19 protein-coding genes and 2 pseudogenes are annotated in these 22,003 nt (G+C 68.0%); 11 read left to right on the top strand and 10 right to left on the bottom strand.

Features of this window, described 5'->3' with window-relative positions; genetic code table 11:
* Positions 1-6 precede the first annotated feature (6 nt).
* Complete coding sequence (gene tkt / locus GO592_RS14080) at positions 7-2,115, bottom strand: transketolase (RefSeq protein WP_202715185.1); 2,109 nt, start codon at positions 2,113-2,115, stop codon at positions 7-9.
* 216 nt (positions 2,116-2,331) lie between these two features.
* On the opposite strand from tkt, the gene GO592_RS14075 reads away from it, so the two are divergent.
* Complete coding sequence (locus GO592_RS14075; protein WP_005255013.1) at positions 2,332-3,315, top strand: heme o synthase; 984 nt, start codon at positions 2,332-2,334, stop codon at positions 3,313-3,315.
* A 57-nt stretch (positions 3,316-3,372) separates the two neighbouring features.
* Here GO592_RS14075 and GO592_RS14070 read toward each other — a convergent pair whose 3' ends face one another.
* Entirely contained in the window at positions 3,373-4,338 is a 966-nt protein-coding gene (locus GO592_RS14070; RefSeq protein WP_007300656.1) for a quinone oxidoreductase family protein, read from the bottom strand.
* An 80-nt stretch (positions 4,339-4,418) separates the two neighbouring features.
* On the opposite strand from GO592_RS14070, the gene GO592_RS14065 reads away from it, so the two are divergent.
* On the top strand, positions 4,419-4,784 hold the full coding sequence (locus GO592_RS14065; protein WP_005565772.1) for a hypothetical protein: 366 nt from the start codon (positions 4,419-4,421) through the stop codon (positions 4,782-4,784).
* Here the strand turns inward: GO592_RS14065 and GO592_RS14060 are convergent.
* The 5 genes from GO592_RS14060 to mptB form a co-directional block, all read right to left on the bottom strand.
* Complete coding sequence (locus tag GO592_RS14060; RefSeq protein ID WP_007300657.1) at positions 4,781-5,743, bottom strand: COX15/CtaA family protein; 963 nt, start codon at positions 5,741-5,743, stop codon at positions 4,781-4,783. The genes GO592_RS14065 and GO592_RS14060 overlap by 4 nt on opposite strands.
* 69 nt (positions 5,744-5,812) lie before the next feature.
* Positions 5,813-7,258, bottom strand: a complete 1,446-nt coding sequence (locus GO592_RS14055; RefSeq protein ID WP_007300658.1) for a hypothetical protein — start codon at positions 7,256-7,258, stop codon at positions 5,813-5,815.
* On the bottom strand, positions 7,255-8,055 hold the full coding sequence (locus GO592_RS14050; RefSeq protein WP_007300659.1) for an ABC transporter permease: 801 nt from the start codon (positions 8,053-8,055) through the stop codon (positions 7,255-7,257). Before GO592_RS14050 ends, GO592_RS14055 begins: the two co-directional genes overlap by 4 nt.
* Entirely contained in the window at positions 8,052-8,996 is a 945-nt protein-coding gene (locus tag GO592_RS14045) for an ABC transporter ATP-binding protein (protein ID WP_039952844.1), read from the bottom strand. Before GO592_RS14045 ends, GO592_RS14050 begins: the two co-directional genes overlap by 4 nt.
* Positions 8,997-9,002: 6 nt before the next feature.
* A complete protein-coding gene (gene mptB, locus GO592_RS14040; RefSeq protein WP_007300661.1) occupies positions 9,003-10,787 on the bottom strand; it encodes a polyprenol phosphomannose-dependent alpha 1,6 mannosyltransferase MptB in 1,785 nt (594 codons plus the stop codon).
* A 132-nt stretch (positions 10,788-10,919) separates the two neighbouring features.
* On the opposite strand from mptB, the gene GO592_RS14035 reads away from it, so the two are divergent.
* From GO592_RS14035 to GO592_RS14005, 7 genes are all read left to right on the top strand, one after another.
* Entirely contained in the window at positions 10,920-11,669 is a 750-nt protein-coding gene (locus tag GO592_RS14035; protein ID WP_237737224.1) for a helix-turn-helix transcriptional regulator, read from the top strand.
* Positions 11,670-11,764: 95 nt separating this feature from the next.
* Positions 11,765-13,225 carry a Fe-S cluster assembly protein SufB gene (gene sufB / locus GO592_RS14030; protein WP_005565756.1) on the top strand — a complete coding sequence of 487 codons (1,461 nt, stop codon included), beginning with the start codon at positions 11,765-11,767 and terminating at the stop codon, positions 13,223-13,225.
* Positions 13,225-14,454 (top strand): Fe-S cluster assembly protein SufD, encoded by a 1,230-nt coding sequence (sufD, locus tag GO592_RS14025; protein WP_007300663.1) that lies wholly within the window; start codon positions 13,225-13,227, stop codon positions 14,452-14,454. The genes sufB and sufD overlap by 1 nt, the downstream gene beginning before the upstream one ends.
* Before the next feature lie 45 nt (positions 14,455-14,499).
* The gene (gene sufC / locus GO592_RS14020) at positions 14,500-15,309 is read left to right on the top strand and encodes a Fe-S cluster assembly ATPase SufC (protein ID WP_005255023.1); all 810 of its coding nucleotides are present in this window, start codon (positions 14,500-14,502) and stop codon (positions 15,307-15,309) included.
* A 6-nt stretch (positions 15,310-15,315) separates the two neighbouring features.
* Positions 15,316-16,575: a cysteine desulfurase gene (locus tag GO592_RS14015; RefSeq protein ID WP_007300664.1), complete on the top strand. Its 1,260-nt coding sequence runs from the start codon at positions 15,316-15,318 to the stop codon at positions 16,573-16,575.
* Positions 16,572-17,087 carry a Fe-S cluster assembly sulfur transfer protein SufU gene (gene sufU, locus GO592_RS14010; RefSeq protein ID WP_025432540.1) on the top strand — a complete coding sequence of 172 codons (516 nt, stop codon included), beginning with the start codon at positions 16,572-16,574 and terminating at the stop codon, positions 17,085-17,087. The genes GO592_RS14015 and sufU overlap by 4 nt, the downstream gene beginning before the upstream one ends.
* Positions 17,084-17,503 (top strand): metal-sulfur cluster assembly factor, encoded by a 420-nt coding sequence (locus GO592_RS14005; protein ID WP_007300665.1) that lies wholly within the window; start codon positions 17,084-17,086, stop codon positions 17,501-17,503. Before sufU ends, GO592_RS14005 begins: the two co-directional genes overlap by 4 nt.
* On the opposite strand, the gene GO592_RS14000 is transcribed toward GO592_RS14005, so the two are convergent.
* Positions 17,504-17,665, bottom strand: coding sequence for a hypothetical protein (locus GO592_RS14000; protein WP_157234345.1), 162 nt, complete (start codon positions 17,663-17,665; stop codon positions 17,504-17,506).
* 18 nt (positions 17,666-17,683) lie between these two features.
* Between GO592_RS14000 and GO592_RS13995 the strand changes: the two are divergent.
* Positions 17,684-18,105: pseudogene (locus GO592_RS13995) on the top strand (MmcQ/YjbR family DNA-binding protein).
* A gap of 193 nt (positions 18,106-18,298) precedes the next feature.
* Here the strand turns inward: GO592_RS13995 and GO592_RS13990 are convergent.
* Positions 18,299-18,640, bottom strand: coding sequence for a metallopeptidase family protein (locus tag GO592_RS13990; RefSeq protein WP_007300667.1), 342 nt, complete (start codon positions 18,638-18,640; stop codon positions 18,299-18,301).
* Between the two features lie 213 nt (positions 18,641-18,853).
* On the opposite strand from GO592_RS13990, the pseudogene GO592_RS13985 reads away from it, so the two are divergent.
* Positions 18,854-21,074: pseudogene (locus tag GO592_RS13985) on the top strand (ATP-binding protein).
* A 17-nt stretch (positions 21,075-21,091) separates the two neighbouring features.
* Here GO592_RS13985 and ku read toward each other — a convergent pair.
* Positions 21,092-21,979, bottom strand: coding sequence for a non-homologous end joining protein Ku (ku, locus tag GO592_RS13980; RefSeq protein WP_442792411.1), 888 nt, complete (start codon positions 21,977-21,979; stop codon positions 21,092-21,094).
* Positions 21,980-22,003: the final 24 nt, after the last annotated feature.

The following is a 22,003-nucleotide window of genomic DNA, read 5'->3' as shown; positions in this document are numbered from 1 at the left end:
GGCGTTCTATCCCTTCACGCGTGCGAGTGAGCGCTGTGCGGCGGCGGTGACGGCTTCGGCGGTGAAGCCGAACTCGCGGAACAGGGTCTTGTAGTCGGCGGAGGCGCCGAAGTGCTCGATGGAGACGATTTCGCCTGCGTCGCCGACGAAGCGGTGCCAGGGCATGGCGATGCCGGCTTCGACGGAGACCCGCGCCTTGACCGTCGGGGGGAGGACGCCGTCGCGGTAGGCCTGGTCCTGGGTGTCGAACCATTCGACGCAGGGCATGGACACGACCCGGGTGGGGATGCCGTCGGCCTCGAGGGTTTCGCGGGCGGCGACGGCGAGCTGCAGTTCGGATCCGGTGCCGATGAGCACGACCTGCGGTGCGCCGGTGGAGGCGTCGGCGAGGATGTAGCCGCCGCGGGAGACGCCCTCGTAGCTGGTGCCCTCGAGGACGGGTAGGTCCTGGCGGGTCAGGGCGAGGCCGGCGGGAGCGCGGGTGGCCTCGTCGGCGCCCTTCTCGAGGACGGCGCGCCAGGCGTGGGCGGTCTCGTTGGCGTCGCCGGGTCGCACGACGTACAGGCCGGGGATCGCGCGCAGCGCGGCGAGGTGCTCGATCGGCTGGTGGGTGGGCCCGTCCTCGCCGAGTCCGATGGAGTCGTGCGTCCACACGTAGGTGACCGGGGTCTTCATGATCGCGGCGAGCCGCACGGCGGGACGCATGTAGTCGCTGAAGACGAGGAAGGTGCCGCCGTAGGGGCGGGTCGGTCCGTGCAGCGCGATGCCGTTGAGGATCGAGCCCATGGCGTGTTCGCGGACCCCGAAGTGCAGGGTGCGGCCGTAGGGCTGGGCGGTCCACATCCGGGTGGAGATGGTTTCGGGGCCGAAGGAGTCGGCGCCCTTGATGGTGGTGTTGTTGCTCTCGGCGAGGTCGGCGGAGCCGCCCCACAGTTCGGGGAGCACCGGTCCGACGGCGTTCAGTACGGCGGCGGACGCCTTGCGGGTGGCGATGCCCTTGGGATCGGGCTCCCAGGTGGGGAGCACGTCGGCCCAGCCGGCGGGAAGGTCGCGGCCGATCAGGCGGTCGAGGAGCTTCTTGCCCTCGGGGGCGCGGTGGGTCCACTCGTCGTACTGGGCCTGCCAGTGCTTGTGTGCCTGGGCGCCGCGCTCGACGACCTTGCGGGTGTGGGCGATGACCTCGTCGGCGACCTCGAACGTCTTGTCCGGATCGAAGCCGAGCGCCTTCTTCACGGCCGCGACCTCGTCGGCACCGAGGGCGGCGCCGTGCGCCGCGCCGGTGTTCATCTTGGTCGGTGCGGGGTAGCCGATGATGGTGCGGAGCAGGATCAGCGACGGCTTGTCGGTGACCTCGCGGGCCTTGTTCAGGGCCTCTTCGATGGCGACGACGTTCTCGCCGCCCTCGACGATCTGCACGTGCCAGCCGTACGCCTCGTAGCGGGCGGCGGTGTCCTCGGACAGCGCGATGGCGGTGTCGTCCTCGATGGAGATCTTGTTGTCGTCGTAGATCAGGGTGAGGTTGCCGAGCTGCTGGACGCCGGCGATGGAGGAGGCCTCGGAGGTGACGCCTTCCTCGATGTCGCCGTCGGAGGCGATGACGTAGATGTGGTGGTCGAACGGGCTGTCGCCGAGGGCGGGCTCGGGGTCGAAGAGGCCGCGTTCGCGGCGGGCGGCCATGGCCATGCCCACGGCGGAGGCGAGGCCCTGACCGAGGGGCCCGGTGGTGATCTCGACACCGCGGGTGTGGCCGTGTTCGGGGTGGCCGGGGGTCTTCGAGCCCCAGGTGCGCAGCGCCTGCAGGTCGTCGAGTTCGAGACCGTAGCCGGCGAGGTACAGCTGGATGTAGAGGGTGAGGCTGGAGTGCCCGCAGGACAGCACGAACCGGTCGCGGCCGATCCAGTCGGCGTCGGTGGGGTCGTGGCGCATGACGCGCTGGAAGAGGGTGTAGGCGAGGGGGGCCAGGCTCATGGCCGTGCCGGGGTGGCCGTTACCGACCTTCTGCACCGCGTCCGCGGCGAGCACCCGGATGGTGTCGACGGCCTTGGTGTCCAGTTCGGTCCAGTCGGCGGGGTGAACCGGTTGCGTGAGGACGTGGATGTCGTCTGTGATCGACACGGGCAGAAGTCTCCTGACATGGGTGAACGTGGAGCCTGAGGATGCGTGGGCCTCTTGTGCGACTCCAGCCTAGTGTGCGGTCGTATCCGGGTCGATTCGGTTCGCGCATTACGGCGGTCTACCATCGTTTGTAGTAGACGGCCGGCCGTCGCGAAGAACTTCGGGAGCAGACGCCGGCATTCGGATGTGGAATTACGCGTGGTGCGAGGAGAGAACGTGCGGACAGGGCATCAGCCGAGCGGACACGGCTTCGGCAGCCCCAGCCCCGCCCCCCGCGCGACCGACACCGGTACGGTGCTGGGTCGCGTCACGGGCAAGGTCCTGGCCTACATCGCATTGACCAAGCCGCGGGTGATCGAGCTGCTGCTGGTCGCCACCATCCCGGCAATGCTGCTGGCGGATCGCGGCAACGTCGACATCGCGCTGATCCTCAGCACGCTGTTCGGCGGATGGATGGGTGCGGCGAGCGCGAACTCGCTCAACTGCGTCGTCGACGCCGACATCGACAAGGTCATGAAACGCACCGCCCGCAGGCCGCTGGCCCGCGACGCGGTCCCGACGTCCCACGCGTTCGTGTTCGGGATGACTCTCGGTGTCGCGTCGTTCCTGTGGCTGTGGTGGCGGGCCAACCTGCTCGCCGGCTGCCTGGTCGTCCTGACCATCGCGTTCTACGTGCTCGTGTACACGATGGTGCTCAAGCGCCGGACCTGGCAGAACGTGGTCTGGGGCGGCGCGGCGGGCTGCATGCCCGTCATGGTCGGCTGGTCGGCGGTCACCGGGTCGCTGAGCTGGCAGCCCATCGTGCTGTTCCTGGTCATCTTCTTCTGGACGCCGCCGCACACGTGGGCCCTCGCCATGCGCTACAAGGAGGACTACAAGGCGGCCGGTGTCCCGATGCTGCCGGTGATCGCCACCGAGGAGCACGTCACCAAGCAGATCCTGCTGTACAGCTGGGCGATGGTGATCACGTCCCTCGTGCTCGTCCCCGCCGCGGGTGTCGTGTACGCCGTCGTGACGCTCGTCGCCGGTGCCTGGTTCCTGCTGATGGCCCATCAGCTGTACCGCAGCGTCCGCGGCGGAGCGGCCGTGAAACCGCTCCGCCTGTTCCTGCAGTCCAACAACTATCTGGCCATCGTCTTCGTCGGTCTCGCCGTCGACTCCGTGCTGGGACTGCAGACCGTCGGCAGCCTGCTGAGCTGATCCTCCGCGTCAGGGCCGAGTTGACGCTCCGCGTCAGGGCCGAGTTGACGCTCCGCGTCAGGGCACCAGCACGATCGATCCCGTCGTCGCACGCGCCTCCAGGTCGCGGTGCGCGTCCTCGGCCCGCTCGAGCGGGTACTCCGCGCCCACCCGGACCGTCAGCGAATTGTCGGCCAGGGCGGAGAACACGTCGCCCGCCCGCCACGTCAATTCCTCACGGTTGCGGATGTGGTGCGCGAGCGTGGGCCGGGTGAGGAACAGCGAACCGGCCGGGTTCAGCCGTTGCGGATCGAACGGCGGCACCGGGCCGCTCGCCGCGCCGAACAGCGCGACCGTCCCCCGGATCCGCACCGACGCGAGACTGGCCTCGAACGTGGACGCGCCGACACCGTCGTAGGCGGCTGCGACGCCCTCGCCGTCGGTCAGTTCTCGCACCCGGGCGGCGATGTCGTCTTCGTATCGCAGCACCTCGTGTGCGCCGGCGTCGCGGGACAATTGTTCCTTGGCGTCGGAGGACACGGTGGTGATCACCCGCGCGCCCAGCGTGGTCGCCATCTGGGTCAGCAGCAGGCCGACTCCGCCCGCTCCGGCGTGGACGAGGACGGTGTCGCCGGACTGGATCGGGTAGGTCGAGTGGGCCAGGTAGTGGGCCGTCATTCCCTGCAGCAGAGCGGAAGCGGCCTGCGGGGCGGGCACGGAGTCGGGGACGGCGATCGCGGCCGCCGCGGGGACGACCACCTTCTCGGCGTAACTGCCGGGGGCGGAGCACCAGGCCACCCGGTCGCCGGGAGCGATACCGGTCACGTCGCCGCCGACGGCCTCCACGACTCCGGAGCCCTCGTCTCCGGGGATGTAGGGCAGCGGCCGCGGATACAGCCCCGTCCGGAAGTAGGTGTCGATGAAGTTGATGCCGATCGCCTCGGTGCGAACCAGAAGATCCGTCGCTCCGATCCGGGGTTCGGGAACCTCCGCCGGTTCGAGGACGTCGGGACCACCGAGACGGGAAACCTGTATAGCGCGCATGGATTCAGTTCTACACGGCGAGTGCCGCCGTTCCGAGCCTGGCGGACACGACGCCACTACCGCCCAGTATTCTCGGGGTCATGAGTACCGACACCCACGCGGATCAGGCGCCCGCGAGCCCGGCGCCCTCGCTGCCGTCCCACACGGTCGACGCGATCAAGAAGTTCGTGGCCGAGCACGGCGGTTCCGCCAGCGCCGTCATCCAGCCGATCGGACTCGCCGGCGTCCGCATCACGCTCGTCGGCGCCGACGGCATCCTCGGTGACCAGGTGGTCAAGGATCTCGCCACCGCCAACGCCGTCGTCGCATCCTTCGACGACGTCACCGTCTCTGAGTGGGACCGCGCGATCACCAGCATCGTCACGCCCCGCAAGGGTCACTTCCAGAAGATGGCCGGCTGGGTCGCGCGGCAGACGCGGTTCCCGAAGGCCCGCAACGAGCGCTAGACGCTCGCGGTGTCCGGCTGCGTGACGTACTCGCGGGTGCGTCCCGCAGCCCACACCGCCGCGGTGGCCGCGGTGCACAGCCCGGCCCCCGCGACGTGGAATGCCACCAGGGCCGCGGGAACGTCCGTGAAGAACTGGACGAGTCCGATCAGCGCCTGCGCCACCACCAGCGCGAGCAGAACCTGCACGCGGATCTTCACCGCGCGGGTGGCGTCCACGGCGTACAGGCCGAAGCACAGGCCGACCAGCAACGCCAGGTAGCCCACGAGCAGCTGGGCGTGCAGGTGCACGAGCGTGACGATCTCCACCTCGAAGCGGGGAACCACGCGGTCGAGACTCTTGTCTCCCGCGTGCGGTCCGGCGCCCGTGACCAGCGTTCCGGCGGCGAGCACCCCCGCCAGCGCGACACCCGACAGCGCGGTGAGCCACCGCAGCGGGGCGGGGATCACGTCGATTGCCGGTGCGTCGTCGGGTTCGCAGATCTTCGCGTACATCACGGTCGCCAGCCACACCATCGCCATCGACGCGAGCAGGTGTACCGCGACCGTCCACCACAGCAGTCCGGTGAGCACCGTGACACCGCCGATGACGGCCTGCACGACGGTGCCGAGGGGCATCATCCACGCGTAGACGAGGACCTCTTTACGGCGGCGGGCACGGGTGACCGCGAGGACGATCAGGGCCGCGGCCACGACGACGACGAACGTGAGCAACCGGTTGCCGAATTCGACGGCCTGGTGGATGACGGCGACCTCGCCGTGCCCGACCGGCACGAAGCTGCCGGGGAAGCACTGCGGCCAGGTGGGGCAGCCGAGGCCGGACGCGGTCACCCGCACGACGGCTCCGGTGACGGCGATTCCGCCCTGCGTGAGGATCACCGCGAATGCGATGACACGCTGCACGGTCAGCGACGGAAGGGGGAGACGGTCTACCAGGCTCAGAAACCCGCGATACAGCACGACGTCGATGGTAGAGGGCCGTCAACTACAGCGTGTCGTTGGGCTGGTGGCGGCGCGCTCGACTCCGTGCTACTCACCGCGAATCCGCAGGATGCCGGTCACCGTACCTTGCCAGAAGTCGCCGGTGTCGGTGACGAGTCCGGACATCTGGAGGGTGTCGTTGACCGCGGTGCCGGGGAGTGGGCTGGTGTGCTCGACCGAGCCGTCCGCCGGATCGATCACCGCGAACGAGAAGCCGTCGAGGGGTGTCGTGACGTCGAATCCTTGACGGATCACGGTGTACAGCAACCCGTCACCGGTCGAGAGGTGGGGCACCGCCGCGCTGCGGACGTCGTTGCTCCACACCTGGTGGCAGCCGATCGGGTCGATGTCGACACGGGTCATGCCGCCAATGAAGGGGGCGTTCGTCGGAACCGCAGGGCCCGCGCCGTCCGGGACGGCGGGATACGGGTAGCCGTACGTCCCGGCGACGTACACCGAATTGGCGATGCCGATAGGCGAGTTCTCGCTGCCGCCCGGGTTGCCGAGCACGGGGAGGGAGCAGATCTCGTCACCGGAATCGGCGCGGAAGACCCGAAGACTCACCTGCGGGTCGGCGTTGTCGACGATCGCGACGAAATCGCTGCCGGTCGACGGCCCGAAGTAGGTGGGGGTGGAGCCGGTGCCGCGGCTGAGTTGCCCGGGTTTACGGTCCGGACCGCGGTCGTATTCCCGCCGCCAGTCCACACGCACCGCGCCGTCGCGGAGCGTGAACTGGTACAGGGCGTGCGTCGTCGCGACCGCGGTGCCGGCGGGCGAGGTGGAGATGCTGTTCTGGACCTGTTCGCCCGCGGCCAGCGGCAGGCTGTGCGCGACGCCGGCGCGATCCACCGCCCCGACGACGCCGCCGCCCGTTGCGAACCAGACGTTGCCCTGCCAGTCCGGCGTCAGCCCGGTCACGTTGTCGCCCGGCGGAACACTGCCGGACAGGTCGACGCGCGAGTCGACGGTGATCCGCCAGCGGCCGTCGGGGTCCCGCGAATGCCCGAGGCGTAGTAGCTGACGGTTGCCGTCCACCGCGACCAGTCTGTTGTCGTTGTCGAGGAACGCGTACACGCCGCCCAGGAGGCTGCCCTTCGCCAGTGCGAACGTGGCGAGCGAGGCGCCGAACGGGGCCGCGGGGGCGGCGGGGTCGATCAGGTGCACCGTCGGGACCTGGCCGGCCACGGACGTGCACAAGGCGACGACGAGCCGGTCGGAACCCTGCAGGAGGGTCGGGCACGCCGACACCAACGGGTACGCGGACAGGGTGAGCGGGCCGGTGCCGGGACCGGGCAGCGGAGTGACGTCGGTGGACCCGGCGTCGCCGTGCATCGTGGACGTGCCTGCGGGTCCGAGGAACGGGTTCGGCGCGGCCGGTGGTCCCCACTGCGGTGCGGCGCCCGCGGGCAGGGTGCCGCAGCCGAGAACGGCGAGCAGGACCGCCAGAACGGTGCCGACGGTGCGGGCGCGGCGGGCTGCGTGTCGGCGGCTCACGTGAATCGGAACGTCCGGGACGCCAGGGCTCCCGCGGCCGCACCCCAGACGACGAGGACCACGACGCTGAGCAGGTCCACCGACCCCGACAGTGCGGCGTCGAGCGCGTGTGCGAGCGCACCGGACGGAATCAGCCGGGCCCCGGTGTGCAGGAGCCAGGGCAGGTCGCCGGTGGCGAACACCACGCTGCCGACGCCGACCATGACGAACCACAGGATGTTGGCCAGCGCGAGGACGATGTCGGCGCGGAGGGTGCCGCCGAGCAGCAGTCCCATCGCCGCGAACGTCACGGTGCCCAGGGCGATGATCACGGCGCCGAGGACGAGTCCCCACGCACTCGGACGCCAGCCGAGCGCCAGTCCTATGGAACCGAGGAGCACCGATTGCAGGGCGACGACGATGACCACCGCGGCGCTCTTCCCGGCGATGATTCCCCACGTCGGCAGGGGAGTGGCGCCGAGCCGTTTGAGGGCCCCGTACCGGCGGTCGAAACCGACCGCGATGGCCTGGCCGGTGAACGCGGTGGACATCACCGCCACCATCATGACGGCGGGCACCACCTTGTCGACCCGCGACGTTCCGAGATCGCCGATGGGCAGCAGGCACAGGCCGATCAGCAGCGTGATCGGGATGAACATGGTCAGCAGCAGCTGCTCCCCGTTGCGCAGGAGCAGCTTGAGTTCGAGCGCAGTCTGCGCCCGCAACATGACCGCCGCGCCGCTCGGGCGGGGATCGGGTGCGAACGTGCCCGGGGCGAAACGATTCTCCGTCAAACGGTCACTGGTGCTCATCGTCATCCCCTCAGTTCCCGGCCGGTGAGTTCGAGGAACACGTCCTCGAGGCTGCGCTGGTCGACGCGGATGTCGCTGATCAGGGCGTCCAGATCGGCGCACCACGACGCGACCGACGCCACCACCTTCGGATCGATCGGCCCTTCGACGAGATAGGTGCCCGGTCCGGATTCGGCCACCCGGAAACCGTCGGGGAGGGCTCTCGCGAGGGGTGCGGTGTCCAGACCGGCGGGCGCGCTGAGCCGCAACTGGCCTTCGGCGCCGCGGCTGGTGACCTCCGCGGGCGTACCCGCAGCGACGATCGACCCGTGGTCGATGATGACGAGTCGGTCCGCGAGTTCCTCGGCCTCGTCCATCAGGTGCGTCGTCAGCAGCACACTGACGCCGTCGCGGCGCAGGGCGTCGATCAGTTCCCACACCAGCAGGCGGGCCTGGGCGTCGAGTCCGGCGGTGGGTTCGTCGAGGAAGACCAGTTCCGGCCGGCCGACCAGCGCGCAGGCCAGGGACAGGCGCTGCTGCTGCCCGCCCGACAGCCTGCGGTAGGGGGTGCGACGGGAATCCTCGAGTCCGAGGCTGCGCAGCAACCAGTCGGGGTCGAGGGGGTCGGCCGAATAGGCCGCGACGAGGTCGAGCATCTCACCGGCGCGGGAACCGGGGTAGGCGCCGCCGCCCTGCAGCATCACGCCGATCCGGGCCCGGACGGCGCCGGCGTCCGCGACGGGGTCGAGTCCGAGGACGCGGACGGTGCCGCTGTCCGGGCGGACGAAGCCCTCGCACATTTCGACGGTGGTGGTCTTACCCGCGCCGTTGGGGCCGAGCAACGCGACCACCTGTGCCGGTTCGACGGTGAGATCGAGTCCGTCGACGGCCCTCACACCGTCGAAGGCCTTCACCACGCCTTCCAGGCGTACAGCAGGTTGCGCCGATCCGGGCGTTCGCGAGGTCACGGGGAATCAGCGTAAGCCTTGGCCTGGTGTGACCCGGCCGGTGCCCCGGCTTTCCGCGTCGGCGTCGTCCCGGGGCGGATCCTGGGGGTCCGGCACGGTCGGCTGCTGCTCCGAACCGACCCGCCAGGGCAGCCGGTTGCGGGTGATCACGATCAGCGTTCCGGCCGTGAAGATGGTGGCGATGGCGGCCTGCACGATGACGAAGGGCTGGTACTCGCCGCCGTTCGGCATCAGGATGACGCTGACGATGGACGAGAAGACGATGGCGGGGACGCGGAAGGCGGGTGCTGTGGCCCACGCCGCGAGCGGCAGGACCGCCCACAGCAGATACCAGGGCTGCACCACGGGGAAGAGGAGGACGACCGCGCCGAGGGACAGCCCCAGCGCGCCGACCGCGTGGATGCGGCCGACGAGCGTGGCGACGAGCATCCGCAGTGTGATGAACGCCGCAGCGACGGCCGCGATCGGCCGGGTCAGGCTCAGCACCGCCGTCGTGTGGTCGCCGAGGCCCAGGAGGACCCCGGCCAGTCCGGTGCCCAGTCCGAGGAGCGTGGGGATGGACATCCAGCTGCGGACCGCGTTCGCGGTGCCGAGGGTGTGTACCCAGCCGATGCCGAGTCCGCTGGACGTACTGATGACGAGGGTGACCGCCAGGGCCACCCCGCCGAGCAGGGCGGCCGCCGTGAGCACGGCCTTCAGGGTTCCGCCCCACCTCCGGGCCAGCGCCATTCCGACGAATCCCAGTGCGAGGAGGGAGGGGATCTTGATCGTCGACGACAGGGCGATGAGCGCCGCCCCCGACAGCAACAGGAGCAGGGACTGCCCGCGGATCGGCTCCGACCGTTCGACGGCCCGCAGCGCCAGCTCGATCCCGGCCAGCATGAGGCCGAGCATGAGCGCCTCGTTGTGAATCCCCGCGACCAGGTGGAACAGCAGCAGGGGGTTGGCGGCGCCCAGCCAGAGGGCGCTGACCTCGGCGACGCCGCAGCGTCGCGCCAGCCGGGGGAGCGCCCACACGATCATGGCCACACCGGCGAGGGCCAGCAGCCGGTGCAGGAAGATCCCCGCGACGATGTTCTCGCCGGTCAGCCAGCTGATACCGCGCCCCATCCAGAGGAACAGCGGACCGTACGGCGCCGGCGTGTCGCGCCAGATCGTCGGCACGGTCCGGGTCAGGACGTGATCGACGCCGAGCGCACCCGCGGGACCGATGGCGTAGGGATCGAGCCCACGGGCCGCGATCTCGCTCTGCGCGAGGTACGAGTACACGTCCTTGCTGAACATCGGCGGCGCGACCGACAGCGGGATGATCCACAGCAGCAGGGTGCGGTCGAGCTGGGACCGGTTGAGGCGACGCACCGCCCCCGACTGCAGACTGCCGATCGCGAACCGTCCGAGGAGGAGCCACGCGAGCACGATCATCACGGTGCCGGTCATGGTCAGCGTCAACGCCACACTGGGGATCCGGGCGGGCAGACCGATGACGCGAAGACCCTGGACAGGGTTCTGCAGTACCGGCTGGGCGCCTGCGCCCAGCGCACCCACCGCCATCAGGACGGCTCCGGTCGCACCGAACCGGCGGATCCCGCGGAGCTGCGCGGTCTCCTGCTCGTTCAGGCCCGCGGTTTCCGGCTCGTCGCCGTGCAGCGCGGCCGCCACCGAGGGTCGCGGGGAGCGGCCGTCGATGCCCAGCGCCCGCCGGGCGAGCTCGGCCGGATGTCGAAGAGCGGCGCGAGCCGTGAAGGTCGGCTCCGCGCGGGTCGGCTCCGGGTTCTCGGGGGTCTGCGGCACACAGGCAGCGTAGCGGTGCGCCGAACACAGTCGGTTCGGCCAGTATTCCCGGGCCCGAGCCGCACATAATCACAGGTGTAAGGCAGGGCACCCTTAGTAGACCTGCGATCCGAATTCCGTCACACTGGTGTTGTGAAAACGGATACGACACCACGTGCAACGAAGGAAAGCGCAGTTCATGCGCCTTCCTCGGCGGCGCCTGTCGAAACCGCGTCACCCGTCGCCGTCGGCCACGAAGGCCACACCCGAGCTGCCGTCGTGAAGCTCCTCCTCGAGGAGGGGCCGATCACCGCGTCGGAAATCGGAACCCGCCTCGGTCTGAGTGCCGCCGGTGTCCGTCGTCACCTCGACGCGCTCCTGGACTCCGGCGAGGCGCGCGAGGCGTCCTCCGTCGCGGTGCGTCACCGCGGACGGGGACGACCCGCCAAATACTTCCAGATCACCGCCAAGGGCCGCGGCCGGCTCGGCCACGCGTACGACGACCTCGCCGGCGCGGCGATGCGTCAACTGCGGGAGGTCGGGGGAGACGCCGCGATCACCGATTTCGCTCGTCGCCGAGTCCAGGCGATCGTCGGAAACGTGACCCCGGCAGCCGATCACAGCGCCGAGGGCCTCGAAACCACCGCCGACGCCATCGCCGACGCGTTCACCACCGCAGGATTCGCGGCATCGACGCGCCCGGTCGGCAACGGCGTCCAGATCTGCCAGCACCACTGCCCGGTCTCGCACGTGGCCGAGGAGTTCCCGGAACTGTGCGAAGCCGAGCAGGAAGCGTTCGCCCAACTTCTCGGCACCCACGTCCAGCGGCTCGCGACCATCGCGAACGGTGACTGCGCATGCACCACTCACGTTCCACTCGTCCCGCCGTCCGGTCCCAAATAACAACGCTTTCCCGATAGACCCCCTAGTCAGCAACCTGTTTTCCACCGGCGACCAGCCCTCGCCGGTCTCGTAACAAGACTCCGGAAGGAGCTCGCATGACCGTCACATCAGACCAGGTGACATCCACTGCGTCGGCCAACGCCGAGCCGCTCACGCAGGAAGAGACCATCGCGTCACTCGGGCATTACGGGTACGGCTGGTCCGATTCCGACGAGGCCGGTGCCAGTGCGCAGCGCGGTCTGTCCGAAGACGTCGTGCGCGACATCTCGGCGAAGAAGAGCGAGCCGGACTGGATGCTCGACATCCGCCTGCGCGCGCTGAAGACCTTCGACAAGAAGCCGATGCCGAACTGGGGTTCGAACCTCGAGGGCATCGACTTCGACAACATCAAGTACTTCGTGCGCTCGAGCGAGAAGCAGGCCGAGAGCTGGGAAGACCTGCCCGAGGACATCAAGAACACCTACGACAAGCTGGGCATCCCCGAGGCCGAGAAGCAGCGCCTCGTCGCCGGTGTCGCGGCTCAGTACGAGTCCGAGGTGGTGTACCACTCGATCCGTGAGGACCTCGAGGCGCAGGGCGTCATCTTCCTCGACACCGATACCGGCCTGAAGCAGCATCCCGAGCTGTTCCGGGAGTACTTCGGCACGGTCATCCCGGCCGGCGACAACAAGTTCTCCGCGCTGAACACCGCGGTGTGGTCGGGTGGCTCCTTCATCTACGTCCCGCCGGGCGTGCACGTCGACATCCCGCTGCAGGCCTACTTCCGCATCAACACGGAGAACATGGGCCAGTTCGAGCGGACTTTGATCATCGTCGACGAGGGCGCCTCGGTGCACTACGTCGAGGGCTGCACGGCGCCGATCTACAAGTCGGACTCCCTGCACTCCGCGGTCGTCGAGATCATCGTGAAGAAGGGCGGCCACTGCCGCTACACGACGATCCAGAACTGGTCGAACAACGTCTACAACCTGGTCACCAAGCGCACCAAGGTCGAAGCCGGCGGATCCATGGAGTGGATCGACGGCAACATCGGGTCCAAGGTCACCATGAAGTACCCGGCCGTCTGGATGATGGGCGAGCACGCTCGCGGCGAGGTTCTCTCCGTGGCATTCGCCGGTGAGGGACAGCACCAGGACACCGGTGCCAAGATGCTGCACCTCGCGCCGCACACGTCGTCGACCATCATCAGCAAGTCGGTGGCCCGTGGCGGTGGACGCGCGTCCTACCGCGGACTCGTCCAGGTCAACAAGGGTGCCCACGGTTCCAAGTCGACGGTCAAGTGCGACGCGCTGCTGGTCGATCAGATCAGCCGCTCGGACACCTACCCGTACGTCGACATCCGCGAGGACGACGTGACCATGGGCCACGAGGCCACCGTCTCGAAGGTGAGCGACGACCAGCTGTTCTACCTGATGAGCCGCGGGCTCACCGAAGACGAGGCCATGGCCACGGTCGTGCGCGGCTTCGTCGAGCCGATCGCCAAGGAACTCCCGATGGAGTACGCCCTGGAACTGAACCGCCTGATCGAACTGCAGATGGAAGGGGCGGTGGGTTAGTGACCACGCCAGAAACTGGTGTCCAGAATCTCGGAGTCGCGGGAGCCGTCGCAGGCGAGAATCCGCGGATAGCGCGGACCGCCACCGGTTCGCCGATCAAGAACAAGGGTGAGGTCTTCACCTCGTTCGACGTCAACGCGTTCGAGATCCCGGGTGGTCGCGACGAGGTCTGGCGGTTCACCCCGCTGCGCCGACTCCGTGGACTGCACGACGGAACGGCCGTCGCGAACGGCACGGTCACCGTCGACGTCGCCGGTGCGGACTCCGTCCAGGTCGAGACCGTCGGGCGTGACGACGACCGGCTGGGCAAGGCCGGCGTGCCCGCCGACCGGGTGGCCGCACAGGCCTACTCGGGTTTCGAGACGGCCACCGTCGTGACCGTCGGCCGTGAGGTCGAGGTCGCCGAGACGATCAACATCACGGTCACCGGCCCGGGCGAGGACAAGGTCGCCTTCGGGCACCTGCAGATCCGGCTCGAAGCCTTCGCCAAGGCGACCGTCGTCATCGACCAGCGCGGCAGCGGCACATTCGCCGAGAACGTCGAATTCGTTCTCGGCGACAGCGCGCGCCTCACCGTGGTCGCCGTCCAGGACTGGGCGGACGACACCGTCCACGTCGCGTCGCATCACGCGCGGCTGGGCCGCGATGCGGTACTGCGGCACAACGCGGTCAGCCTCGGCGGCGACCTCGTCCGCCTGTCCGCGACCGTCAAGTACGACGGTCCCGGCGGCGACGCCGAACTGCTGGGCCTGTACTTCGCCGACGCCGGACAGCACTTCGAGCAGCGACTGCTGGTGGATCACTCGCAGCCGCACTGCAAGTCCAACGTGGTCTACAAGGGCGCCCTGCAGGGTGATCCGAATTCGGGAAAGCCCGACGCCCACACCGTGTGGATCGGCGACGTGCTGATCCGCGCCGCGGCCGAAGGCACCGACACGTTCGAGCTGAATCGCAACCTGGTCCTCACGGACGGTGCACGCGCGGACTCGGTTCCGAACCTGGAGATCGAGACCGGTGAGATCGTGGGTGCCGGCCACGCCAGTGCCACGGGTCGATTCGACGACGAGCAGTTGTTCTACCTGCGCGCCCGCGGGATCCCCGAGGACGCGGCACGGCGACTCGTCGTGCGCGGGTTCTTCCACGAGATTATCAACAAGATCGCCGTCGCCGAGATTCGCGAGCGCCTCGAGGCGGCTGTCGAGGCCGAACTCGCCGCAGTCGGCGTGTGACCCGCGCCGCCGGACCACTACTTCCCATTTCTTCGAAGGATCACAATGTCTACCCCTGACGCTTCCACCCCCGAAACCTCGGTCCTGGAAATCAAGGACCTGCACGTCGACGTCGCGAACACCGACGAGAACGCCGAACCGATCAACATCCTCAAGGGTGTGAACCTGACGGTTCGTTCCGGCGAGACCCACGCGATCATGGGACCCAACGGGTCCGGCAAGTCGACGCTGTCGTACGCCATCGCGGGTCACCCCAAGTACCAGATCACCTCGGGATCCATCACCCTCAACGGTGAGGACGTCCTCGAGATGAGCGTCGACGAGCGTGCCCGCGCGGGACTGTTCCTGGCGATGCAGTACCCCGTCGAGGTTCCCGGCGTCTCCATGTCCAACTTCCTGCGCACCGCGGCCACCGCAGTCCGTGGCGAGGCCCCGAAGCTTCGCCACTGGGTGAAGGAAGTCAAGGAAGCGCTGACCGAGCTGGACATCGACCCCTCCTTCGGCGAGCGCAGTGTCAACGAAGGTTTCTCCGGCGGTGAGAAGAAGCGCCACGAGATCCTGCAGCTCGGTCTCCTGAAGCCGAAGATTGCGATCCTCGACGAGACCGACTCCGGTCTCGACGTCGACGCCCTGCGCGTCGTCTCCGAGGGCGTGAACAAGTACAAGGAACGCGAGCACGGCGGAATCCTGCTGATCACGCACTACACGCGCATCCTCCGGTACATCAAGCCGGAATACGTCCACGTGTTCGTCGGCGGTCGTGTGGTCGAGTCGGGCGGACCGGAACTGGCCGACGAACTCGAGGCGAACGGCTACGAGCGCTTCACTCAGGCTGCAGCAACGCAAGGAGCATAAACGCAGATGACCACCTCGGTGCGCGTATTCGACGTCACCCGGATCCGGGAGGACTTCCCGATCCTGGCGCGTACGGTCCGCGACGGAAAACCGCTGGTGTACCTCGATTCGGGCGCGACGTCGCAGCGCCCGAACCAGGTGCTCGACGCCGAGAGGGAGTTCCTCACCACCTGTAACGCGGCCGTGCACCGAGGCGCTCACCAGCTCGCCGAAGAGGCCACGGACGCGTACGAGAACGCGCGTGCGACGATCGCCGCGTTCGTCGGTGCCGACAGCGACGAACTCGTGTTCACCAAGAACGCGACCGAGTCCCTGAACCTCGTCACCCACGTCCTCGGCGACGATCGCTTCGAGCGGCACCTCGGCCCCGGTGACGAGATCGTCATCACCGAACTCGAGCATCACGCCAATCTCGTGCCGTGGCAGGAACTCGCGCGCAGCACGGGCGCCGCGTTGCGCTGGTACGGCGTCACCGACGACGGCCGGATCGACCTCGATTCGCTCGAGCTGACCGACGCCGTCAAGGTCGTGGCGTTCACCCACCAGTCCAACGTGACCGGAGCGGTGGCACCCGTCGAGGAGTTGGTGCGTCGCGCCCGCGCGGTCGGCGCGCTGGTGGTGCTCGACGCATGCCAGTCCGTTCCGCACATGGCGGTGGACTTCCACGCGCTCGGTGTGGACTACGCGGCCTTCTCGGGGCACAAGATGCTCGGCCCGTCCGGCGTAGGTGTTCTGTACGGGCGCCGCGAACTGCTGAACGCGATGCCTCCGTTCATCACGGGTGGATCGATGATCGAGACCGTCACGATGGAACGCACCACCTACGCGCCGCCGCCGCAGCGGTTCGAGGCGGGCGTTCCCATGACGTCGCAGGTGGTCGGGCTCGGTGCCGCGGTCCGGTATCTCGGGGAGATCGGGATGGACGCGGTGGCGGCGCACGAGCACACCCTGGTCGAGGCCGCACTGACAGCGCTCGGTGCCATCGACGGCGTGCGCATCATCGGACCGACGACCGCCGAGGACCGCGGCGGTGCCGTGTCGTTCGTGGTCGACGGAATCCACGCCCACGATCTCGGTCAGATCCTCGACGACGAGGGGGTCGCCATCCGCGTCGGCCACCACTGCGCCTGGCCCCTGCACCGTCGTTTCGGTGTCGCGGCCACGGCGAGGGCGTCGTTCGCGCTGTACAACACGGTCGACGAGGTCGACGCTCTCGCGGCAGCGGTGCGGCGCGCACAGGAGTTCTTCGGGGAGGTTCCTGCATGAGAATGGAACAGATGTACCAGGAAGTGATCCTGGACCACTACAAGCATCCTCACGGCCGCGGCCTGCGCGAACCGTTCGGCGCCGAAGTCCACCACGTCAATCCCACGTGCGGTGACGAAGTGACGCTGCGCGTGCAGCTCGCCGACGACGGCACCGTGGTGGATGTGTCGTACGACGGCCAGGGCTGCTCCATCAGCCAGGCGTCGACGTCGGTGCTCACCGATCAGGTGGTGGGGATGCCGGTCGAGAAGGCACTGCAGACCGTTGCCGCATTCAACGAGATGGTCAGCAGCCGCGGTACCGTCGAGGGGGACGAGGACGTCCTCGGGGACGGCATCGCCTTCGTCGGCGTCTCGAAATACCCGGCCCGCGTGAAATGCGCGTTGCTGGGATGGATGGCATTCAAGGACGCGGTTGTTCAGATAGTGGACGACCGGGTCGTGGACGAACGGGATTCGGCCGTTCCGACAGCGGACGGCGAACCAGCTCGAATCGGAGGACAGGCATCATGAGCGAGACGCAGACGCCGGAGGCGGACGCCACGGCCGTACCGGAGCAGGCGGCGGCCGACCAGGGCGGCGAGACCGCTACCGCATCGTCGAGTGCGATTACCGACCCGAAACGCCTCGAGGAACTCGAGGAGGCGATGCGTGACGTCGTCGACCCCGAACTCGGCATCAACGTCGTAGACCTCGGTCTCGTGTACGGGATCACCGAGGAAGAGGACGTCGTGACCCTCGACATGACGCTCACGTCGGCGGCCTGCCCGCTGACCGATGTCATCGAGGACCAGTCGCGGGGTGCGCTCGTGCGCAGCGGTCTGTGCAACGAACTGAAGATCAACTGGGTGTGGCTCCCGCCGTGGGGCCCCGACAAGATCACCGAGGACGGCCGCGAGCAGTTGCGCGCGCTCGGTTTCACGGTCTGATCACCCACCACTGGTGACACGGAGGGGCTCGGCGAGAATCGTCTCGCCGAGCCCTCCCTCTTGTGCCGATCTCGGGCCGGGAGTCGTTGCGGGCCATCCGGTGTCGGCGACGGTACCGAACGCGAGGACAATCGACGCCATGGCGTATTCGGAGCGGGGCATGACCACTACACTGCTGTGATGGCGGCGAAACCGCGGCACGCGCGGGTCGAAGATGTCCACGAACTGGCCCTGCGGATGCCTCACGCCAAGGTCGAGTATGGGCCCCGCGGCAACCCCATCTACCAGGTGGGCGGTAAATCGTTCGTGTTCTTCCGAACCCCGCGCCCCGACGCCGTCGACCCTCGTACCGGAGAGCGATACACAGACGTGATCGTGTTCTGGGTGCCGTCCGAGTCCGACAGCGAGCAATGGTTCAGGACGCGGCGTCGCCGTTCTTCACCACCCCGCATTTCGATGGACACCCTTCGATACTGTTGCGGGCGAGCATGGTTGGTGATCTCACGCTGCAGGAATTGATCGAGGTAGTCCAGGACGCGTGGCTCGCCCGCGCCTCGCCCACCCGGGCCGCCGCTTGGCTCGGCGGACAGCGTCGCACCTAGCACCTAGCACCTGGCCGCGGGGTCGGCGCGGACGACAGCATGCTCCCGATCGGTCAGGTCGACACAGTCGCGGCGGCCGACGACCACGTCGGCGATGGCGCATGAGAAAACGCTGGGGGAGGCCTCCCTCGAGCTGCGAAGTAGGCGGGCGTAGCGACTCGCCCTCGTACAACCACGGCTGGGGTCGATGACCTCACCATCCGAGTTCGTGCAGCCGGGCGTCGTCTATACCGAAGTGATGACCGACCTCGTGGACGACGGTCCGGCGCACCTGCTCCACAACCTCGGCGTCGCTGCGGCAGATGGCGCAGATTGCGAGGCGGTAGATCGTGATCCTATCGGGCAAGACACCGGCGTACCGCGTCGTGCGGTTGGTCAGTGGGACTCCTTGGTACAGACCTAGCAGACCCGCCGGACCGGCGTCGTGTTGGACGGTGACGGCTACGTTGGCCATCACTCGACCCAGCCCCGCCGGCAAACTGTCGAGAGCCCGGATGACCATGTCCTCGAACCGCTCGCGTTCGACGTCGATCATGAACCTATTGTCCGGCACACCGGCCTGCTCGGCGCCGCACAACTGTCGCCGACCTCCTGCCGCCAGCCGACACCGCGGGTTCGTGCGGCCTTGTCCACCCCGTACCGCTTGTCGGTGACGAAGGAAAACGCCTGCACGTCTATGTCGTCATCGTGCCGCTGCGGCGGAGGTACCGTGGTTCGCGGGGGTCCGCGCGATGAAAGTGACGGCTTCATGCGTTCCGGTGGTAAGGCGGACGTGGGAATCTCCCCCACGAATTGACGAGTCTCGTCGGTCGGCGCCGTGAGGTCGCTGAGGTTCGCCGACTGTGTGGTCGGTCGGGTTGGGCGAACTGCACGATCCAGACGCGGTCGTCGATGCCGTGTCGTCGGCATTGACACTGCGCGAGGGCCAGGACGCTGCACCCGAATCACCACTCGTCGAGTACCTCGCGGAACGGAAACTGTTGCTTGTACTGGACAACTGCGAGCACCTCGTCGAACCGGTGGCCGAACTCGCTGGAACCCTTCTCCGCGCGCCTGCCCGGAACTTCGGATTCTCGCGACCAGCCGGGAACCCCTCGGCATTGGGGGAGAAGCCACGTTTCGGGTTCCGTCGCTGACGATGCCGGAATCGGACAAGCGGTCGGCGCCAGCTGAGCGACTCGGTCACTACGAGGCGGTGAACCTGTTCGCCGAACGCACGGCGACGGCGGTCCCGGGCTTCGCTGTCACCGAGAACAATCAGGATGTGGTCGCGGCGATCTGCCGTCGCCTCGACGGTCTGCCGCTCGCGATCGAACTGGCGGCGGTGCGTGTGCGGGTGATGTCGGTGGAGCAGATCCTGCATCGGCTGACGGACCGCTATGGCCTGCTGACCACAGGTGCTCGTGATGTGCCGGCCCGGCAGCAAACTCTGCACTGGTGCATCGACTGGAGCCACGAGTTGTGCACTCCGGCCGAGCAAGCGATGTGGGGACGGTTGGCGGTATTTTCGGGCAGCTTCGAACTCGACGCTGTCGAAGCCATCTGCGCCGACCCCGTGGCGGCGGACCAGGTTGTGGATGTAGTGGGTTCGCTGATCGGCAAGTCGATCCTGATTCGCGAAGCGGACGCCGCGGGGGCGGTGCGGTACCGCATGCTCGACACCCTGCGCGACTACGGTACGGAACGGCTGCAGGAGACCGGCGAGTTCGGATCGCTGTTGCGGCGGCACCGGGACTGGTACGAACACGTGGCGCTGCGGGCGGAGTCCGATTGGATCAGTTCCCGGCAGGCAGCCTGGATCGTACGTCTCGACGCCGAGCAGCCCAACATCCTTGCAGCACTGCAGTTCTGCCTCATCGGTTCGAGTGAGGCGGATGCGGGGATTCGCATGGCAGCGGCGTTGTACCCGTACTGGCGTGTGCGGGGCAGGCTGCGTGAGGGTATGCGGTGGCTTGCGCAGCTACTGGCTGTTCAGGACGGCACACCCAATGGACAGAATCAAGGCGGTTCGTGTGCTCGGTGTGCTGTCCGGGCTGCACGGCGACCCGGAGGCGTCGGCACTCTACGTGGAACGTGGTGGCGCGCTGGCAGCGCAGCTCGGCGATCGGGTCGCCGAGGCGCTGATGGCCGATGCCGCCGGCCATCACGCACTGGTCGCCCTGGGCTACGCGACGGCATGCCGACACTTCGAATCCTCGCTCGCGGTTTTCCGCACGGACGGCAACCTGCTGTATCTGATCTCGTCCCTGCTCGGGCTCGCTCTGGCCAGTGACGCGGACGGGAACCGGACGCGGAGCGAAGTGTGTTGGCAGGAGATCCTTGCGCTCACCGAGGCGCGCGGCGAGTCCGTCTACCGGGATGGGCGCTTTGGGGGTTAGGGCTGGGGGCGTGGCAGCGGGGCGAGCATTCCCGTGCGAAGGATCTGGTCACGCAGGGGCTGCACCGTGCTCGGTCAGTGGACGACCGCGTCAGCGCAGGGGTGTGTATGGCGGTTCTCTCGTGGGTCGCGGTGGATGGGGGAGCTCCCCGGCGCGCCGCCAGGCTGATGGGTGCGATCGCGGCGCTCGTCCGTCCGGCGGGGAGTGCGAGCATCAACTACCCAGATGTGGGGGCTCTCCACTCCCAGTTGGAGCAACGCGCCCGCCGGGCGATGGGTGACCGCGCGTTCGAGAACGGAGTTCCGTGATGGCCTCGGGACGCGATTCGAAGAAGGCGCAGCGTACGCACTCGACGAGATAGGGCGGCCAGACACCTCCGCAGAGCCCGGACCCACGACTCTTTCGCGGCGGGAGCAGCAGGTAGCCGAACTCGTCGCCGAGGGCCTCACCAACAAGGCGATCGCTGGGAAACTCGTCATTTCGCAACGTACCGCCCAGGGTCACGTGGAGCACATCGTCTCCAAACTGGGATTCACCTCCCGTTCTCGGATCGCGGCATGGGTCGTCGAGCAGACGCAGGGGCAGTCCTGATAGCGCCTCATCGTCGATCAGGCGCGCTTGCGTTCCGAACTGGATGACTTCGCTGTGGCCTTCTTCGCGGCGGTCTTGGCCGGAGCCTTCTTCGCCGGCTTCTTCTTGGCGGGTGCGGCCTTCTTCCCGGCGGCGTCGACGCTGCGCTGCAGTGCGGCCACGAGATCCACCACTTCGGCGTCCTCGCCGCTCTTCTCGACCTCGGCGACGGGGATGACCTTCTTGCCGCCGGACTCGATCATCTCGTCGAGCAGTTCACGCAACTGCACCTGGTAGTCGTCGGTGAATTCGGTGGGGTCGAAGTCGTCGGCCATGCTGTCGACGAGGGTCTCGGCCATCGCGAGTTCCTTCGCCTTCGGCTTGTCGACGCCGTCGAGTGAGGAGAATTCCGCGGCGCGTACCTCGTCCGGCCACAGCAGCGTTTGAATCACCAGCACCCCGTCCCGGGAACGCATCGCGGCCAGTCGGGTGCGCTGCCGGAGGGTGAAGTGGACGAGGGCCGTGCGGTCGCTGTTCTCGAGGGCTGTCGCGAGTAGGACATATGCCTTCGGAGAGCTCGAATCCGGTTCGAGGAAGTAACTCTTCTCGAACAGAATGGGGTCGATCTGTTCGGTTGGCACGAACTGCAGAACGGGAATCTCGTGTTTCTCGGCGGCGGGCAGTTTCCCGAAATCATCGTCCGTCAATACCACGCGCACGCCGTCGTCGGAGTCGTAGGCCTTGTCGATATCGGCGTATTGGACGACGTTGCCGCATTCGGAGCAGACGCGGTTGTATTTGATCCGGCCGCCGTCCTTGGCATGGACCTGGTGAAACCTGATGTCGTGATCCTCGGTTGCCGAATAGACCTTGACCGGCACATTCACGAGTCCGAACGCTATCGAGCCCTTCCATATCGACCGCATGCGTTCCATGATGGTCTCCTTTTC

The sequence above is a fragment of the Rhodococcus sp. 21391 genome (genome assembly GCF_016772255.1).
Lineage (GTDB): Bacteria > Actinomycetota > Actinomycetes > Mycobacteriales > Mycobacteriaceae > Rhodococcus_F > Rhodococcus_F opacus.
This window is presented reverse-complemented; position numbering and strand designations above follow the sequence as displayed.

Bases quoted from the DNA above. Each gene is read 5' to 3' on its own strand.
- GO592_RS14070 (WP_007300656.1), bottom strand. From the start codon at position 4,338: ATGCGCGCTATACAGGTTTCCCGTCTCGGTGGTCCCGACGTCCTCGAA.
- GO592_RS14065 (WP_005565772.1), top strand. From the start codon at position 4,419: ATGAGTACCGACACCCACGCGGATCAGGCGCCCGCGAGCCCGGCGCCC.
- GO592_RS14050 (WP_007300659.1), bottom strand. From the start codon at position 8,055: ATGACGATGAGCACCAGTGACCGTTTGACGGAGAATCGTTTCGCCCCG.
- sufB (WP_005565756.1), top strand. From the start codon at position 11,765: ATGACCGTCACATCAGACCAGGTGACATCCACTGCGTCGGCCAACGCC.
- sufC (WP_005255023.1), top strand. From the start codon at position 14,500: ATGTCTACCCCTGACGCTTCCACCCCCGAAACCTCGGTCCTGGAAATC.
- GO592_RS14015 (WP_007300664.1), top strand. From the start codon at position 15,316: ATGACCACCTCGGTGCGCGTATTCGACGTCACCCGGATCCGGGAGGAC.
- sufU (WP_025432540.1), top strand. From the start codon at position 16,572: ATGAGAATGGAACAGATGTACCAGGAAGTGATCCTGGACCACTACAAG.
- GO592_RS14005 (WP_007300665.1), top strand. From the start codon at position 17,084: ATGAGCGAGACGCAGACGCCGGAGGCGGACGCCACGGCCGTACCGGAG.
- GO592_RS14000 (WP_157234345.1), bottom strand. From the start codon at position 17,665: ATGCCCCGCTCCGAATACGCCATGGCGTCGATTGTCCTCGCGTTCGGT.
- GO592_RS13990 (WP_007300667.1), bottom strand. From the start codon at position 18,640: ATGATCGACGTCGAACGCGAGCGGTTCGAGGACATGGTCATCCGGGCT.
- ku (WP_442792411.1), bottom strand. From the start codon at position 21,979: ATGCGGTCGATATGGAAGGGCTCGATAGCGTTCGGACTCGTGAATGTG.